Below are 16,953 nucleotides of genomic sequence, written 5' to 3'. Positions count from 1 at the left end.
CGTGCCGCGCGATTTGCAACAATGCAAGCGCCACATGGTACCTTGACGCAAACCGGCGATTGCGAGGAACGACGATGATCCCAGCAAACCGCTCCCCTAACGGCTATCTGGCCCGCGCACGCACCACCGATGATATTGAGCTCGAAGGATTTGTCGTCGAGGCGCTTGATGTCAAGACGGCACCAACGACTCTGGTCCATGTTCATGGGATGTTTGAAAACTTTCACATGCCGGCCTTCGTCGATGAAATGCTTAGCCGCGTATCGGAGACTGGAATGACGATGGTTGCGGTGAACACCCGCGCACAAGACTATACCCACTACCACCGTCATTGGTCAGACGGATCGTATACATGGAAGCGCAACGGCGGTTCTTATGAGATATTCAGCAACTGCCTGCCAGATCTGGATGGCTGGATCGACTATTGCCATACTCAGATCGGCGCGAAAAGAATCATCCTCTCGGGACACAGCCACGGTGCGCTGAAGGTCGCATACTATGCTGCAAAACGCCAGAACGCGCGGATAGACGGCCTCATTCTGATGTCGCCGTCGGACGATATTGAAATGCAGGAAGCGGCATTGGGTGAACGTTATGACGAGGCGTTAGAGCTAGCATCGTCACTCATCGCGGCGGGAAACGGTGAGGAATTTGTGCCCGACTGGATGTACAGCAGTCCCATCTCGGCGGAAATGTACCGCGACATGTTCGGCACGCAGAGTGACTTGAATATCTTTCGACTTCGCCGGCCCGAGTCGTCGAGCGGCTTGGCAGCCTCGGTCAATATTCCGACATTGCTCCTCTATGGCGAGCACGACATCGCAACCGCGGGCTTGCCGTCAGCGGAGGCGGCCGCGGCATGCAGATCCCTGCTGGGCGAGAAGGCCGACGTCACGACGGCGGTTGTGGCGGGCGCTGACCATCAGTATCTCAACCATGAAGAGGAATTAGTAGCTCTCGTCACCGGGTGGGCGGCCCGGCACGTCGATAAATCCTGATAGAAGAGAGCCCCTGAAAGTTGTAAAACGGCAGAGGTTCAGCGATCACAGTTTGTGCACCCCAGCGCACGTACCACGGTGCAATATTCGCTCCGGTCTGTGCATAGACAACGACCGGTACCCGCGCGGCTCCAGCATTGATGAGTATTTGCTGCAACGTATTGGTCGACAAAGCCATGCCCGTCACCACGACAGCGCTAAACGTGTGGAGAGACTCCAGCAGCTTTGATCCATGACGTATCAGAATTCCATTGCGCAGGCGCGAATTCACAAGAGGCCGGTACAGGTCAAAAGCCTCAACCCGTCGGCTGAGGTGAAGAAGCTCATCTGCGATAAGCGCGGACACGCCGACGAGGGCCACCGATCCGTCGTCGCGATTGCTGATCGGCTGTGCGGATCTCAGCGCGGCAGCGGTTTCCCTCGCGACGATACGTGCACGCCACAAAGCCTTCTCTTCGGGACTGCCGTCAAGCAACTCCTCGGCATCGGGGGTGATTGACCGAGAGGGGTGCGCGCATAATGCATCGGCAACTGCAATTCGCACGGGGAGGGACGCCTGCCGTGCAACCGAGTAGTGCTTCCCAACCAGCCACTGCAGATCCTTGTCCAGGATATCCTGCGCTACGAACGAGCAGCCCTGGTATTCAATGGTGATTACTAGGTATTCGGCCTTGAAAGTAATCTCTCGCCTTGATGGGCGTAGCCACAGGACGGTTCGCCAGGCGCCGGTGATGACCAGTTCCTGCGATTCCTCGTCAGACAACAGACCTTCTGCTGTCGACCAGATCGAGTCGATGAGGGACACGACTCTCAACGCTTTCGTGCAATGACTAACAATTGTGAACTGAAACGTGGCAGGCGCGGTGCCAGGACGCGTTCCAGTGGGCCGATCACTTTAAGCATTGATTCGACGATGCGTGGCTGGCGCAACCTCAAGGATCGCGGTATTAGAGGGGTTATCAAGCCGAGGCCGAGAATCTTGATCTCAAATCCTCGCAGCAGATTGCGCACCTCGGCGCAGGTGTAAAGGTGGCTGTACACCTCGACGTCCTCTCCGTCCACCGCGTGTACCCAGGTCTCGGTCTGCCGAGGATCGCTCTTGCGCGATACTATACGGGGTGATTTCACGTGCCAGTACCGCGATATGGGACGCTGACGGTTGTCCAGCATTAAAAGCGCTAAGCCATCCGGTTTCAGCACGCGGCGAATCTCGCCGAATGCGCGCGCGTATCGAACAGTATGATCAAGCGCGTTGAACGGTGAGATCACGCCGTCGAAGGCACCCTCTTGAAAGGGCAGGCCAGACGCCTCCGCGGTCACCAGTTCCGTGTTGCCTGCATGCCGCGCGATACGCAGCATATTCTGGGATATGTCTAGGCCGACTGGCCGGATTCCAAGGTGCCTCGCCATGAGGGCCAGCCAATGTCCCGTGCCGCATCCAATTTCTAGGATCGACGAATTCGGCTGGAGATTCTCTCGCATATGCCGCCACACTTCACTGACGTCGAAGGCGATGGCCGGATCAGCCTCGGAGCCGTAAAAGTCGCGCACGAACACCTGCGAAGATGCGTCATAAAATTTGGCCGTTTCGACAACCTTGTCATCCATCGAAGAGCCTCCCTCCTGAATACCTTCCGTGCTGGAAGCGCGCCGCATCACGGGCGTGCGGTCATTGCGTGCCGGACCACCCCGAATATTGTGGATGGCATCGCCCGCGGGCGTCGGCCGAGGGTCGCCTGCAGATTCTGGAACTGAATCGGCGATGCGGCGGGCGATGCGGCCAGCAAATATGCGCTCAGAGGCGAGCGCAGCCGCATAGGCGAACAGCCACAACGCGAAGGACGCAGCCAGCCGCACCACCGGGGAAAAGCCTACTACCGTGTCGACGGCATACATCGCCACGAAAAGGACGGTCATCAGCCCGGATGATACGTTGTATGAATGCAGCCGTGCGGCATGCGACGAGGAACGCCGGATGAGGATCACATTAATCACGATCCCCCGCGCCGCCCGCAGTGCCATGAAGATGGCGAAGTATTGGGAACTTCCGCTAGAGAAATAGATCAGACCAAAGTAAATGAAGAGCGCGATGAAGTCCAAGCGGATAGCGGCCGCACCAAGTGACACATTTACTTCAAGACTGTGTTCGCCGTACCAGTCATAAATCAGATACAGCAATGCGGTTCCAGTCAATGCGGCCTCAGCCCAATGACGCCCGATGACCATATCCAACTTTTGTAAGCCGTAGCCCAGGAGACCGGCATAGACGAGGTCGGTGAAGGAGATGACGTAACGCGATCTCCCGCCCCCGGACGTACCGACCGGGCCGGCAGCATCGTCCTCGGCCAAGATACCTACGCACCTCTCCGGCGACGACTACAGCACGACCCGATCCTCGTTTCACCAAGGCAGGTGGGTGAACCCTGTCAACCTGACATCGAGCGCGGCAATGCCCCGCAGTCGATCGCCACCCTTCGATGACCGTACGTCGCCGTCGGCAACGCGTCCATCGAACCGTGCCATCCCGTGCCGAGCGGCCGTACGGTCCCGGCCCGACCCTATTTTCTGTGACCGCCCGGCTTCGCTGGTTCCTTCGACGGGCCCGGGTGGCCGGGGCGGCCCGGGCCGTGGTCGCCACCGGTGCGGAAGAAGACCACCGTGTACGTACCGGTGATCTCGCCGTTTGCCGAGGTCACCGTGAGCACGCGGGTGCCGTCTCTCGCGGTCGAGGCCGATACCGTCGCGCCGCTCTCGGTCGGCTGCGCGGCGACGGTGGGCAGGCGCCGGTTCCGGGGCCAGTCGACCATGTACGTCCGCGTGGCGGCGTCGAACCCGTCGACCGCCACGTGGTCGACGGTCAGCGCCGAGGCGGTCGCCACGCTCGCCCTCGTCTCGTCCGGGTAGTTCGTGACCGTGACCGTACCGTCGTCGTTGATCTCGACCCGCGCGGTCATCGCCCGCGCGAGGTCGATGCGCTGCCAGCTCGGGTCGCCCGCGGCGGTCAGATCCAGCGGGTAGCCGGAGTCGAGCGCCGTCTGCTCCAGGATCTGCACCCGCTGCGCGTTCGTGAGCCCGGGGAACGCGGTGGTCAGCAGCGCGCCGGCCTCGTTGGGGACGTTCGCCGGGACACTCGGCCGCCCCACCCGCGGGAACCCGTACGTCAGCCGCTGCGTGTACAGCGACTCGGCGCCCTCGGCGTCGAGCCCGCGGTACGGCTCGCCCGCGCAGGCGGGCAGCGTGTCGAAACCGTCCTGGCGGCAGGCGTCGAGCAGTACCGACTCGATCTCGTCGTGCGACTGCATCAGCAGGTCCTCGAAGGCCGGATCCGCCCACCGGTGCGCGACCGTGGCCTGCCCGGTCATGCGGGATCCCATCACGTCGAGCGGGTAGTGGAAGCCGAGCACGATCCGGTTGTCGCCGTACTCCGAGGTCCGCGCGAGGATCTGCGGTGCGAGTTCCGGCAGCAGCGTGGCGAGGTACGTGCCCGCCGTGTAGCCGCCGTACGTGTGGCCGCTGGGGAACGAGCCGTCGCCGGCGAGCCCGCCGTACGAGCCGTTGCTCGAGTCGCGGACCAGCCCGCCCTCGCCGACCAGTCCCATGCGGACGTACGGGCGCTGGTAGGCGTACGTGTTCTTGGCCGCCCCGGTGCCGTCGAGCCCGGAGGTGATGCGGCCGAGAAGCGCGTCGGTCTTCGGCAGCTTGCCGTCGCCGCGCGCCTGAAGGTAAAGGTCGCCCAGCCGCGAGCCGAGCCCGTCCGCCATCGTGGTGTCCGCGCCGTGGTCCGCGTCGTTCTCGGCACGCTTGACCTGAGCGCTCGACGCCGAGCCGTTGATCTCCAGGGCCTTCGTGTCGTTGTACGCCGACACGGAGTCGAGGTCCGCGACCTTCTCGTTCGCGCCGCGCACGTCGGTGCCGAGCTGTGGGAAGCCGCGCAGCAGGTGCACGAAGTACGGGCTGCCGTCCGGCGTGGCCGGCCACGAGTCCGAGTCGTACCGTGCCGACAGGACCTCCGAGGGGAACGGTCCGGGTGTGGCCGCCGTGGTACGCGGCGCCGCGACCGGCGCGGCGCGCCCGGCTCGGCTGTCCGGGGCGCCGACGGTGACCGGTTCGGTGAACGTGGACCAGGTGGAGGGCCCGACCTTGTTCACCGCGCGCACCCGGGCCCGCACCACCGTGCCGCGCCGGAGCCTGGTGAACACCGCCGACGTCTGCCCGGCATCGCGGACGACCAGTTCGTGCCGGTCGTCGAGGGCGACTCGGAAGCCCGTCACGGGCGAGCCGCCGTCATCCTCGGGAGGTGACCAGCGCACCGTGACGCTGCCCGCGGCGGGCTCGATGGAGACGGCCGCGGGCACCGCCGGGGCCTCGTTCGGCTTGACCGTCAGCCCGGACAGCGCGCTCGTGAGAGCCGCGTCCGCGTCGTTCAGCGTCGCGTCGGTCGCGTCCCCGTCGGCGAGCGCGGCCTTGGCCGCGTCGAGCGCGGCGGTCAACGCGGCCCACGAGGTCTCGGTGTAGCGACGTGTCTGCACGGAGCCGGCCCGCCCGACGGTGTTCTCCAGCGCCCGGCGGGCCCGCGGTACGAGCTGCCCGAACGCCAGCCGCAGGGCTCGCGCCCGGGCGTCCACCTCGGACTGGGTGGCGGTGCCCCGGTCGGCGACCGCGCGCGCCGCGGCGAGTTCCCGCTCGAACACCCCGAAGTCGATGCTGCCGTAGCGGGCCTCGTCGTCGGCGAATGCCTGCGCCGCGGTGATCGCGGCGGTCAGCGCCGACGTGTCCGCGGGGCCGTCGCCCGGCGGGTCCTCACCCGTGGGGGCCTTGGCGAACGTCACCGACGTGACGTTCGCAACGTACGGCTGCGCGTCGCTGTGGGTGGTGGAGCGGAACACCGCGACCACGTCCCGTACGCCCGCGAACACCGACGCGGGGACCCCGGCCGTGGCCGTGCCCTGGGTGCCCCAGCCGTCGCCGGTGTAGGGCAGGGGAACGTCGACCATGCGCTCGTCATCGGCCGCGCCGAGGTGCAGTTCGATGTGCGAGTCCGACGCCGCGCGCGAGCGGGGCTTGTCGTACGACACGGCGACGCTTGCCACGCCGTCGCCGAGGTCGACGCCGGTCCACCGCGCCCACGCGCCGTCGGTCACGTTCTCGAACAGCCCGCGCGAGGTGTTCAGCGGCAGCCGGCCGTCGCCGGTCTGGGCGGCGTTCGGCGCGGTGAGCGGATCGAGCGTGGCGTCCGGGTTTCCGGGGTCTTCCCCGGGCGCGGTCGCGCGGAACTGGAACCAGTCGAAGTTGGACACCCAGTCCTGTTCCGCCGGGGCGTGGAAGACGAGCGTCACGTCGCGGGCCTGCAGGAGCGTCCCGGGGTCGGTGATCTCCGCCTGGGTGGTGACGTAGGCGCCCCAGCTTCCGGTGCCGGGCAGCTCCGCCCGGCCGACAACCGGGCCGTCCTGCGTCCCGGCACGCACCTCCACAGAGCTTGGCGTGCCGCTGGGCGCATAGCTGCTCGCGTACCGGATGGTCAGCGCCTTCGGCCCGACGCCAGCGAAGTCGAGGTTCCGGTACCGGATCCACGACCCGTCGCGGACGCCGCCGAGGTTGCCGTTGGAGTTGTACGCCTCGTTCTTCAGGTCGCCGCCCGACCACTCGTCGGACTGCTCCGCCTCCAGCACGCGGTAGCCGCCCTTGTCGAGGGTGAGCGCGTCGATCGCGCCGTTCAGCGACTCGGTCGCGGTGCGCAGCGTGGCGGTGGTCGACGCGTCGTCCGCGAGTGCCGTCTGGGCGCGTTCCAGCGCTGCCCGGAACGCGTGGTACGAGGCGTAGGAATAGTTGCCCTGACGCACCAGCACGCCCTCGTCGACAAGCGTCCGCAGCGCCGCCCGCGCCGCCTCGGCGACCGAGATCGACAGCGCGGTGCGTGACGACAGGCCGTCGCCGGTCACCCGCGAGGCCGGCACGTGACCGGCGAACGCGGAGTCGGCGAAGGTGATGAAAAAACGGGCGCCCACCGTGGTCGAGCCGGACAGCACCACGCGGACCTTCCTGGCGTCGGCGACCACCACCTTGGCCGAGACGCCGTCCGGCAGGCCGGTCACCGTGGCCGCGCCGGTCGCGACCAGGTCCGTGCCGCGCCGGCCGGCGAACCTGGCGCCGCCGCGCAGCGAGAGATCGATCGTGCCGTCCACGGTGCCGTCGGCGCGAGCGGCGATGGTCGTGGACGACGCGTGCACGGTGGAGCCGTGCGTGCTGCCGCCGTCGCCGTCGCCGGCGGTGCTCATCGAGTAGGCCGGCGTGCCGTGCGCGCCCCAGCCGGACGGTTGCGCACCCATCCGCAGGTTCAGCGCGCCGCCGCCGATGAGCGTGCGGTAGTCGAGCCAGGTGTTACCGAAGGCATGGCCGTTCAGCGCGGCGGACTGGACGTAATACGAGTCGCCGGAGACGCCGCCCGCCGACACGGAGAACCGGTGTCCGTCGTCGTACGAGATCGTCGTACGGTCGAAGAACGGCGAGCCGATCTGATACTGCGAAGAGCCGGCGGTCACCGGGAACAGGCCGATGGCGGCGGCGACGAACATCGTCGACATGGTGCCCGCGTCGTTGTCCATCGTCGGCAGGAAGCCGCGCGGGTCGAGACGGTAGACCGCGGTCTTGAGCGGCGGGTGCAGTTCGCCGCCGCCGCTGGGATATTCGTCGGTGCTGCCCGTGGCGATGTAGCGGTTCCAGCTCTCCTTGGTATAGATCGTGCGCACCCATTTCTGGGTCAGGCTCGGCACCCCCACGTAGTTGAACAGATAGGGCGCCTGAAGGTCGATCTCGTTCGCGTTGGAGTGCAGCATGGCGAGACCGTTGCCGGGGTCGTCCTCGCCCATGAAGTGGGTGACCGCACGCCGCGCCGCGTCCCGGCCGCCCATGGCCGCGACCACGCCGTCCATGTCATAGGCCGGGTACCAGTTGTACTGCCAGAGCGTGCCCTGGTAGAGGTTCGCCGCCTCGAAGCGGGCGTGGTCGACGTCGTCCCAGGCGCCGTCCGCGTCGCGCGGGGTGAGCAGCCCGGCCTCGGTGCCGTCGGCCGCCGTCCACGCGCCGGGCTTGTAGAGGTTCGCCATCGGGAAGGCGGCCTGCTCGCGCAGTTTCTTCGCGTCGTCGGCCCGGCCGAGCGCGTCGGCGATGATCGCCAGCGCCCACTGGTCGTATCCGCGCTGCACCGTGTCGCCGGGGCGGTTCTCGACGTACCCCTGGCGGAGCTGGTTGCCGTTGTAGTAGCCGACGTAGTCCTTGAGCGCCGGGTACGCCTGGGCGAGGCGGTCGAAGCCGGTGAAGCCCTTGGAGAGCGCGTCGGCGATGATGACCGCCGAACGCTCCCAGCGCACCGTCGGTACGGAGTGGGTGAGCCCGCCGATGCCCTTGCCGGTGCTCTGCACGTCGGCGAACAGGTAGACCAGCGACTGGATCATGTCGCGGTACATCTCGGGATCGACGTACGCGAACACCGAGTACTTCCGGAAGTCGTCCCAGGACGACCATCCGTCGTAGTAGGTGAACTCGTCGACCTTGTGCACCACGCCGTCCACCCCGCGATAGGTGCCGGAGGTGCTCGTGGCGTTCATCGGAAGCGCGAACATGCGGTACAGGTGGGTGTAGAAGAGGCGGCGCAGCGTGCCGTCCGGGTCGGCCCGCACCGAGGCCGAGACGTCCACCCGGCCGAGTCGTGCGTTCCACACGCCCCTGGTCTGGGCGCGCACGTCGTCGAAGGAGAGGCCGCCCACCTCGGCGCGCTGGTCGACGCGCGCCTGGTCCGCGGTGATCGGCGACACCGTGATCCGCAGCCCGATCTCGCCCGCGTCCGCGGGCGCGAACGTCAGCACCGCGCCGGTGTCGGTGCCGCGCCGGGACGCCGCGTCGCCGAACTCGCCCGATCCCCACGTCGCGACCGACACGACCGGCTGCTCGGTTTCGGCGTAATAGTGCAGCGCGTACGACGCGCCGTTGAAGGTGCCGCTGATGTCGCCGGACAGCGCGACCCGGCCGCTGTCGAGACGCGTCACCTCGACCGACGAGCCGGTCCGGCTGGTGAAGTTGTTGTTCAGGTCGACGACGAGTTCGGGCGCCGCGCCGTCCGGGAAGGCGTAGCGGTGCACCGCCGTACGGGTCGTCGCGGTCACCTCGGCGTTTATCGCACCCGGACCGCCGCGCACCGCGCCGTCGCGGCCCGAGATCTCGCCCAGCGACACCTGGTAGTAGCCGGGGGCGGCGGTCTCGTCGTCGTGGGTGAACGGGTGGGCGTACGAGGCGGTGGACGGCCGGGCGGCGTACTCCACCTGGGTCGGCACGACGAGGATGTCGCCGCCGCCGCCGGACCCGCCGACCCCGTCGAGGTTGGTCTGCGTGAACCCGGCGATGTGGGACTGACGGTAGTCGTAGCCGGTGTGGTTGCGGCCCGGCATGGTGAGCGGGTTGACCTTCACGATGCCGTTCGGCGCCTGGGCACCGGGCAGGTCGTTGCCGTCGTCGCCGGAGGTGGACACGAACGGGTCCACAAACGACGTGTAATCCGTCGTCGCGGCGGGCGCGGCGAACGCCGGCGAGGCGATCACTCCCCCGGACGCCGCGGCCACCACGGCGGCCACCGCGGCGGTGCGCCACCGGCGCCGACCGCGGGCCGCTCGCGCCGGTCCGGTGTGGACTTCCCCGCGGAGGCGGAACCAACTCGATGTCACGGAACAACTCCCCACCAGGTCGGCCAACGACATGACCTTGCCGGTGCGGCATGTCGGGTCGGCGAACAGTCGTCCAGCCGAACGTGAACAAAATTCGGCGAACATCGAGAAGATATCGAAGTCGATGGACCTTTGTCAGCCGTGGAGCCGAAGCCGGACGGGTGGGGCGGATGCGGCTACGGTGCCCAGCCTCGGCTGCTGGACGCACCTCGCCGCGCGCTGACGGCGCCGGGACCGCCCCGGACAAGGCGACGAGGGACCACTCAGGCGGGGCCGTGCTTGTCCTCCCACTCCTGCGGCGGTCCCATCGTTGACGCCTCGGGGCCGAACCGGGCCGCGTAGACCTTGTTGACCTCACGCCAACGGTCCCCGTGCTCGGTGTCGTTCCGGTCGCCGGCGAGGTCGGTGGCGAGGTCGGTGGCGAGGTCGTCGAGGCAGAGGTGCCACGCCGCGCCGTCGCGTGCCGCCTTGCCGAACTCCGCCATCGTCACGGTCAGTGTGAGCACGGTCCGCGCGTCGCCGTCCGGCGCGAGTTCGAAGCGGAGGATGTCGCCGCCCCAATCGAACTCGAGGACCGACGGCGGATCGACGACGCGCATCGCGCCGGTCATCGCAGGCATGTCGATGTCGGTGAACCGGAACGTCAGGGCCGCCCCCGGCGCCCGTTCCCCGTCGATGGTCGTGGGGAACCACGCGGCCAGGTCCTTGTCGTCGGTCAGCGCGCGCCACACCGCGTCCCGCGGGTGCCCCAGATGGCGCGTGTAGCGGACGACCGCGCGGCCGTCCTCGGTGTGCAGCTTGCCGTAGCGGTCCTCAACGGACTGTCGGGTCACGATGGCTCTCCCTCGGTGTGGGCTGTCCGGTCCAGGTGGCGTTCCAGGGCGTCCAACCGGTCGGCCCACAGCCGCCGATAGGGCGCCAGCCACTCGTCAACGGCGCGCAGCGGCTCGGGCCGGATGCTGTAGAGCCGGCGCTGCGCGTCGACCCGCACGTCGACCAGCCCGGCGTCGCGCAGCACCCGCAGATGCTTGGAGACGGCCGGCTGACTGACCGGCAACGCCGCCACCAGGTCGCCCACCGGGCGGGGGCCGTCCAGCAGCAGATCGAGGATCTGTTGGCGGTGTGGCTCAGCGAGCGCGGCGAGAGCGGCAACCATGACCCGAAAGTATCCGAACGGCAATATAACCGTCAAGGAATATAACCATGCCGTATGCCATCGCCGATGGTCGCTAGCGCCCACCGATCGCGGGTAGCGCGGACAACCGCCGTTCGGTGTCGGCGATCCGCCGATCGGTGCGCATGGTCGCGTCGGCATCGTCGAGGTGTTGATAGGCGAAGCGGAGATTCTGCAGGAAGACGAGTTTCCGTTCCAGATAGGTGCTGCGGAGCGCGTCGATGCGGTTCATCATCGCCAGCGCCCGTTCGAACCCGGCGGCGGCCTCGGCGTAGGAACCGGTTCCGGCCAGGGCGTCGAGCGCCTGCCCGGCCCGCGCCTCGGCGGCCAGCCACCGGGCGTGGCGGTCGGCCGCAGCAGTCAGGTCGGCGCCCCGCTGCAGCCGAAGGACCTCGGCGAACTCGGCGTCTGCCCGCTCCCAGCCGGGCTCGATGCCGGCCAGGCTCAGGCATTGGGCGGTCAGACCCAGGCCGAGGTGCGCCTTCACGTCCAGAAGCGGGTTCGGAGCCTGCCGCCCGGCTCGGCCCAGACGCAGCGAGCGCCGGTAGTGGCCGATCGCCTCGTGGAGCCGGCGCGCGTCGGATTTGCCCGGTGCGCAGGGGTCGGGCGCCCGGAGAGCCTCGGCGAGGCCGATCTCCGCACGCCGGTAGCCGCGGTCTTCGGCGAGCGCGCGCCGGAAGTAGCCCGCGGCCCCTGCCGGATCCTGTCTGCCGACCGCGTTGCCGATCATCAGATGCAGGACGGCCCGGCGGATGTGCTGGTCGCCGACGCTGCCCGCGACGGTGTCGAACTCGTGGCCGGCTCGGCGGAACTGCTGCTCGGCCGCCGGGAAATCCGCCAGCGCGTACGAGCCCAGGCCGCGGACGAAGAGCACGACAGCGCTGAGGTAGCGCCGCGTGGCGGCGGTGAGGCTCTCGTTGAGGCTCAGGTTCTGGTCGACGACGTCGACGGGCTCGCTCACGCTGATGTCGTGCCGCCCGGCGAATTCGGGGGTCTCGGCGAGGGTTCGGTCCGCGATGAAGATCTCCACCGTGGTGCTCAGCCGGTCCGCCGTGAGCCGGAACACCGGCCGGAGGACGACGTCCGCGCCGTGCTCGGCGGCGATCCTGCGCAGCGCGGCGTCCGCCGCGTCGTCGGCCACCGTCTCGGACGGCGCGCGGCGGATCTGGACCGACGACATGGCGCCCGCCCAGGCACGCAGGTCGCGGTCGATCGATCCGTCGAGCCGCTCGGCGAGCAGGGCGTACCGGTCGCCGCCGTGCCACCCGCGCGGAGCGAGCACGATGTTGTACAGGCCGGTCATCGCCGCCGGTCCGGCCGCCTCCCCGGCCGGCAGCGATGTCGCGGTCACGAGGAGGATGACAGCGGCGAGAAGCAGGCGGCCACGCCGCCATCTCCGCCGCGTCGGTGGGGCCGCCGCGACGGTCGGTCGCTCGGCGTGGCGGCCCCGTTCGGCGAGGTCCGCATGTTCCCAATCGATGCGCCACCGCGGCAACACCCGGGCGAGTTCATCCTCGCGCCCGGCGTGGCGAAGGCAGCCGATGACGTACGCCCGGGTGGTCTCCCAGGTCGGCAGGCGGCGCCCACCCGCCGCCTCGGAGAGCGTGCCCGACGCGCAGTGCGACAGCACGCTGAGCACCCGGTACGGCGGCGCCTGGCACTCGATCCGCAGGTCGCGCAGCCGCTGGGCGAAGACCCGTCGATGTTCCGGGGCGGCCGGATCGATCAGCGCCTCCTTGCGACCCCGCCGTGCCGGCGGTCCCGCGCCGGGCATCGTCATCCGCCCGGCGCGGTCGTGCAGAACACGTTTGTCGAGGTCGGTCCCAGACCGCCGGGGTCCGTCGAATCGCCGAGATCCGGATGGCTCACTCCCCAGCAGGCCACCGGGTCGCCCGGAGCCGTGCGCAGCACGGCGCGCCCGCCGCCGCGCGCATCGACCGGCACGGGAAACGACGTGCGGTAGTGGTGGAAATAGTACAGATTGAGCACGACCGTGCGGCTCGGCGGGAAGCCCGCGACGTACATGTGGACGTCTTCGCCCAGGACGACCTGGCCCGGCGGCTTGTCGAGCCACAGCCGAGGTGTTGCCGGCCGGACCACCGTGAACACCTCGGTGACCGTGCTGCTGCCCTGCTGTGCTGCGACCCGGTAGGCCCCCGCAGGGTCGTTCGGCAGCCGCGGCCAGCGGTAGACGAACCCCTCCTCCGAGCCACGCGCCAGGGTCTTCGCGATCGCTCTGCCGACCGGGGGCGCGATGGTGATGCGCAGTTGCCGGTCGTGCCGGAATCCGTAGAAGCAGATTATGAAGGCCGTCGGGATCACCGATCCACTGCCGAGCTGGATCTTCGGCGCGTGGGCCTCACCCTCGAAGGCACAGGTCTGACCGCCGCCGAAGAAGAACGACACCTGTTCCGGGACGCCCTCGGGCAGGGGGTCGTCGCGCCGCAACAGCCCCCGCAACGGCGCCGGATCATCGGCGCGGGCCGGCGGCACCGGCGGACCGGGTGCGGCCGGTACGGTTCGCCGCCCCGCGCGTTTCGTGGCACCCGGCTCGGGTCTTTTCGAGATGCCCCGCGTGCCAACCGGGGAAGAGCCGGTCATGGCGGGTGAAGACGGCCGCCGGACCGGCGCCGGCGGCAACGGCGCGGGTGCGGAAAGAGGGGGTACGGGCCGGGCGGTGGACGGCCGGACCGGGGGCGCGATGGCCGCGCCGGACACGGGCGGTCGTCGCGTGGCAGCCGGATCCGGCTCGCCCGGCGAATGCGCGATCCATCCCGCCGGGACCGCCAGCGCGACCCCCACCGCCGTGCCGGCGACGACCCTCCGCCGCATCCGGGTGGCGCCCGGTCCGCTGCCGTCACCCACCTCGCCGCCTCCCCCGCGTCGTCTGCCACCCATGGTGGACATCAACGCGGTGAAGCCGTCGACAGAGTCGGATTCCGGTCATCGCATCTGATCGCCGATGTTCGCCCCTCGCCCACGAACAATTCGCTGACCAGCATGAACAACGGCGTTTGTTCGGCCATCGACGGCACCCGTAGCGAACGGCCGAACCCGCCGATAGACCGGTCCACATGCCACGAAACCAACGCCCGACCGGCTCACCGGGGTGGGCCGGACGGACGGTGACCGTCCTCGTCGCGACGACGCTGCTGGTCTCCGGCTGCCACGCCGCCGACCCGCACCGGCCTCCGGGCATCACCGCGGATCAGTCCACGCTGCTGGACCGGGCCGAGCAGTTCCTGATCCGCGACTGCATGCGGCGGCACGGCTTCGCCTACACCGTGGTCCCTCGTGCTACGCAGCCGCGATACCGGGACTTCCCGTACGTGGTCGACGACCCCGGCTGGGCGCGGGCCCACGGATACGGCACCGACCTGCTACGCCGGCGCGACGCCGCCGCCCGGGCGGAACCCAACACGCGGCGCTGGGACCGCATGCCGGAGTCGACGCGCGCGGCAGCCTTGTTCGCGCTCAACGGCATGCCCGGCGCGCGTACCGACCTGACTGCGGTGCTTCCGTCCGGAGTGACCACCCGGCGCAGCGCGACCAGTTGCACGTCGCAGGCGGAACGGCGGCTCTACGACGACCTGCCGACCTGGTACCGGGCCACTCGGGTGACCGAGAACCTGGCCCCGGTCCGCATCCGCCTGGTGGCCGACGACGCACGGTTCCGGCGCGCGGTGGCGCGATGGGGCCGGTGCATGGCCGACGCCGGCCACGACTACGACACTCCGGCGCTGGCCCGCGCGGCGGTCCTGTCGGCCGTCCCGCCGATGCCGCGGCGGCGAGAGGTCGCGCTGGCGGTCACCGAGGCGACGTGCGCCGGCCAGACCGGCCTGTCCGGCACCGCGCGCCGGCTCGACCGGCAGTACGCACGCACGGTCGACGGCCGGTACGCCACGGCCATCGCCGACCGGAAGCGGCTGCAACGCACCGCCATCCCCCGCGCCCAGGCCGTCGTCCTGGCGCGCTGAGGGGGCCCACGACTCCATGGCAGTCCGCCATGGTGCACCACCAACGATCGGGGAGAATCGAATGAAAAGGATCTACGGCCTGCTGGCCGGCGCGACCCTCGGGCTTGCGCTGCTGGTGGGGCTGCCGGCCACGGCCAACGCACAGCAGGCCGCCGCACCGTCGGCGCAGGCCCAGGCCCAGGCCACGGCGCTCGGCGACGGCTACTTCTACGCCTGGGACCTGCCCTACAAGTCCGGGGCCAGTTGCGCCTGGTTCAATTCGGACAACAACTGGGGCGACGACTGCGGCGGCTTCCGCAACCGGGCGTCGTCGGTCATGAACAACAGCGCGCACGGCAACTACGCCAACCTGTACTACCACCCCAACGGGACCGGCGCGTGGGCCTGCATCGCCCCCGGGGACACCTGGCAGGACCTGACCTACTACTACTTCACCTGGGGACCTGCCGACGGCAAGGGTCAATCGACGAACAACAACATCGCCAGCTTCCGGTGGACCACCACGCAGTGCGGGCAGTGACGCGGAGGTAGCCCTCGCCCGCCATGCAACACGCCGATGAGCTGCCCCTCCCACCATCGGGGGTGGAGGGGCAGCTCCGTTGCGAAGGCTCGCGGTCGGGCTACAGGTCCCAGCCGCGCACCCAATCGACCTCGGTGACGGCGCTGTGCCCGGCAGCGTCGCCGTGGTCGTCGTTCTGGATGGTCAGGTGACCGGCGGGCATATCGCAGAGGTTCCCATACGAGGCGCAGTTGAACTGGTACCAGAGAACCCCGTCGACCCAGCCGGCCATCCTGGTCGACGACCACTCGAATGCCACGTTGTGCCACTGCGAGGTGCCGCCGGACGGGCACTTGTCCGGCAGCCCTTCCTGCCTGTTGTCGACGCTGGGATAGTGCAGGAAGCCGGTGTAGCAGGACGAGCCCGCGGTGTGTTCCCGCCAGTCGTATTCACCGTATCGGGGCCAGCCCTCATTGATGTAGGGCCAGATGATGAACAGGCTCTTCCAGCCGGTACCCGTGGACTTGACCCGGGCCTCCCAGCGCCCGTGAGTCTGGTCCCGCTCGTGCGACATGCCGCAGGTGTCGCGATTGGTTTCGGAGACCAGCTTCAAGGTTCCGTTGGACACCTGGCAGTTCTCCGGCTTCCGGACGCCATGCTGGTTGCCCGGATCGTCGTAGAGTCCCCACGCCGAGCTCGGAGCGGTGCCGTTGAAATCGTCGCTCCAGACCGGCGCCCCCCAGTTCTGCGTGGCCTGTGCGGTGTCACCCGACGACGGCGGTGGAGTTCCGTCGCCGCCGCCGGCGGTCGCCGTCGCGGTGACCGCCGGAAGATCCCCCGACGCGGTCTTCGGAATCAGGGTGAAGGTGTACGTCGTCCCGACGACCAGCGAATTGAACGTATGACTACGGTCCCCCGCCGCCTTGTCAGTGGACCAGGCAGGAGTCCCCCGGTCGTCGTAACCGTCCCGGCCGACATTCCAGCCGGTGATGTCCGTCCGCGTCGTCGTCCAATCGACCCGCACCCGATTCGACTCGATGGGCGTCGCGGTGATGGTGACCTCACCCGACGACGGCGGTGGAGTTCCGTCGCCGCCGCCGGCGGTCGCCGTCGCGGTGACCGCCGGAAGATCCCCCGACGCGGTCTTCGGAATCAGGGTGAAGGTGTACGTCGTCCCGACGACCAGCGAATTGAACGTATGACTACGGTCCCCCGCCGCCTTGTCAGTGGACCAGGCAGGAGTCCCCCGGTCGTCGTAACCGTCCCGGCCGACATTCCAGCCGGTGATGTCCGTCCGCGTCGTCGTCCAATCGACCCGCACCCGATTCGACTCGATGGGCGTCGCGGTGATGGTGACGTCGGCCTGCTCTGCGGAGGCGGAGGTGTTGCCCCCGAGAGTGAGGCCGGCGGTGGCACTCAACACCAGCGCCGCGCCGAGTGCGATGTTCGTCCGCCATCGTGGAATACTCAAGGCAGGACTCCTTCCACGGTTGGTCGTCTCGTCGATCCGGATCTTCCTTGGCGCCGACCGGACGCTATGCGACGGTCCTACACGCGCCCTACACACACGCATGCCGCGACGTCAGGAACT

At 68.7% G+C, this 16,953-nt stretch carries 12 protein-coding genes; 4 read left to right on the top strand and 8 right to left on the bottom strand.

What is annotated here, in order from left to right; translation table 11 throughout:
- Positions 1 to 74: 74 nt before the first annotated feature.
- Positions 75 to 998, top strand: coding sequence for an alpha/beta hydrolase family protein (locus IEY73_RS02185; protein ID WP_189077301.1), 924 nt, complete (start codon positions 75 to 77; stop codon positions 996 to 998).
- On the opposite strand, the gene IEY73_RS02180 is transcribed toward IEY73_RS02185, so the two are convergent.
- From IEY73_RS02180 to IEY73_RS02150, 7 genes are all read right to left on the bottom strand, one after another.
- Positions 961 to 1,803 carry a hypothetical protein gene (locus tag IEY73_RS02180; protein WP_189077300.1) on the bottom strand — a complete coding sequence of 281 codons (843 nt, stop codon included), beginning with the start codon at positions 1,801 to 1,803 and terminating at the stop codon, positions 961 to 963. The genes IEY73_RS02185 and IEY73_RS02180 overlap by 38 nt on opposite strands.
- A gap of 5 nt (positions 1,804 to 1,808) precedes the next feature.
- Positions 1,809 to 3,347, bottom strand: coding sequence for a class I SAM-dependent methyltransferase (locus IEY73_RS02175; protein ID WP_189077299.1), 1,539 nt, complete (start codon positions 3,345 to 3,347; stop codon positions 1,809 to 1,811).
- A 209-nt stretch (positions 3,348 to 3,556) separates the two neighbouring features.
- The gene (locus IEY73_RS02170) at positions 3,557 to 9,712 is read right to left on the bottom strand and encodes a glycoside hydrolase domain-containing protein (RefSeq protein ID WP_229715378.1); all 6,156 of its coding nucleotides are present in this window, start codon (positions 9,710 to 9,712) and stop codon (positions 3,557 to 3,559) included.
- A gap of 263 nt (positions 9,713 to 9,975) precedes the next feature.
- Positions 9,976 to 10,545 (bottom strand): SRPBCC domain-containing protein, encoded by a 570-nt coding sequence (locus IEY73_RS02165; protein WP_189077297.1) that lies wholly within the window; start codon positions 10,543 to 10,545, stop codon positions 9,976 to 9,978.
- On the bottom strand, positions 10,542 to 10,868 hold the full coding sequence (locus IEY73_RS02160; RefSeq protein ID WP_189077296.1) for an ArsR/SmtB family transcription factor: 327 nt from the start codon (positions 10,866 to 10,868) through the stop codon (positions 10,542 to 10,544). The genes IEY73_RS02165 and IEY73_RS02160 overlap by 4 nt, the downstream gene beginning before the upstream one ends.
- 73 nt (positions 10,869 to 10,941) lie before the next feature.
- Complete coding sequence (locus IEY73_RS02155) at positions 10,942 to 12,660, bottom strand: hypothetical protein (protein WP_189077295.1); 1,719 nt, start codon at positions 12,658 to 12,660, stop codon at positions 10,942 to 10,944.
- Between the two features lie 2 nt (positions 12,661 to 12,662).
- The gene (locus tag IEY73_RS02150) at positions 12,663 to 13,379 is read right to left on the bottom strand and encodes a hypothetical protein (RefSeq protein ID WP_189077294.1); all 717 of its coding nucleotides are present in this window, start codon (positions 13,377 to 13,379) and stop codon (positions 12,663 to 12,665) included.
- Positions 13,380 to 13,485: 106 nt separating this feature from the next.
- Between IEY73_RS02150 and IEY73_RS02145 the strand changes: the two genes are divergently transcribed.
- From IEY73_RS02145 to IEY73_RS02135, 3 genes are all read left to right on the top strand, one after another.
- Positions 13,486 to 13,842, top strand: a complete 357-nt coding sequence (locus IEY73_RS02145; protein ID WP_189077293.1) for a hypothetical protein — start codon at positions 13,486 to 13,488, stop codon at positions 13,840 to 13,842.
- A 169-nt stretch (positions 13,843 to 14,011) separates the two neighbouring features.
- Entirely contained in the window at positions 14,012 to 14,863 is an 852-nt protein-coding gene (locus IEY73_RS02140; RefSeq protein ID WP_189077292.1) for a hypothetical protein, read from the top strand.
- A gap of 61 nt (positions 14,864 to 14,924) precedes the next feature.
- Positions 14,925 to 15,383 carry a hypothetical protein gene (locus IEY73_RS02135; RefSeq protein ID WP_189077291.1) on the top strand — a complete coding sequence of 153 codons (459 nt, stop codon included), beginning with the start codon at positions 14,925 to 14,927 and terminating at the stop codon, positions 15,381 to 15,383.
- 100 nt (positions 15,384 to 15,483) lie between these two features.
- On the opposite strand, the gene IEY73_RS02130 is transcribed toward IEY73_RS02135, so the two are convergent.
- On the bottom strand, positions 15,484 to 16,833 hold the full coding sequence (locus IEY73_RS02130; RefSeq protein WP_189077290.1) for a glycoside hydrolase family 16 protein: 1,350 nt from the start codon (positions 16,831 to 16,833) through the stop codon (positions 15,484 to 15,486).
- Positions 16,834 to 16,953: the final 120 nt, after the last annotated feature.

This window comes from Mangrovihabitans endophyticus (assembly GCF_014646155.1).
GTDB lineage: Bacteria > Actinomycetota > Actinomycetes > Mycobacteriales > Micromonosporaceae > Actinoplanes > Actinoplanes endophyticus.
Note: the sequence above shows the minus strand (reverse complement) of the source record. Positions and strands in the feature narration are given on the sequence as shown.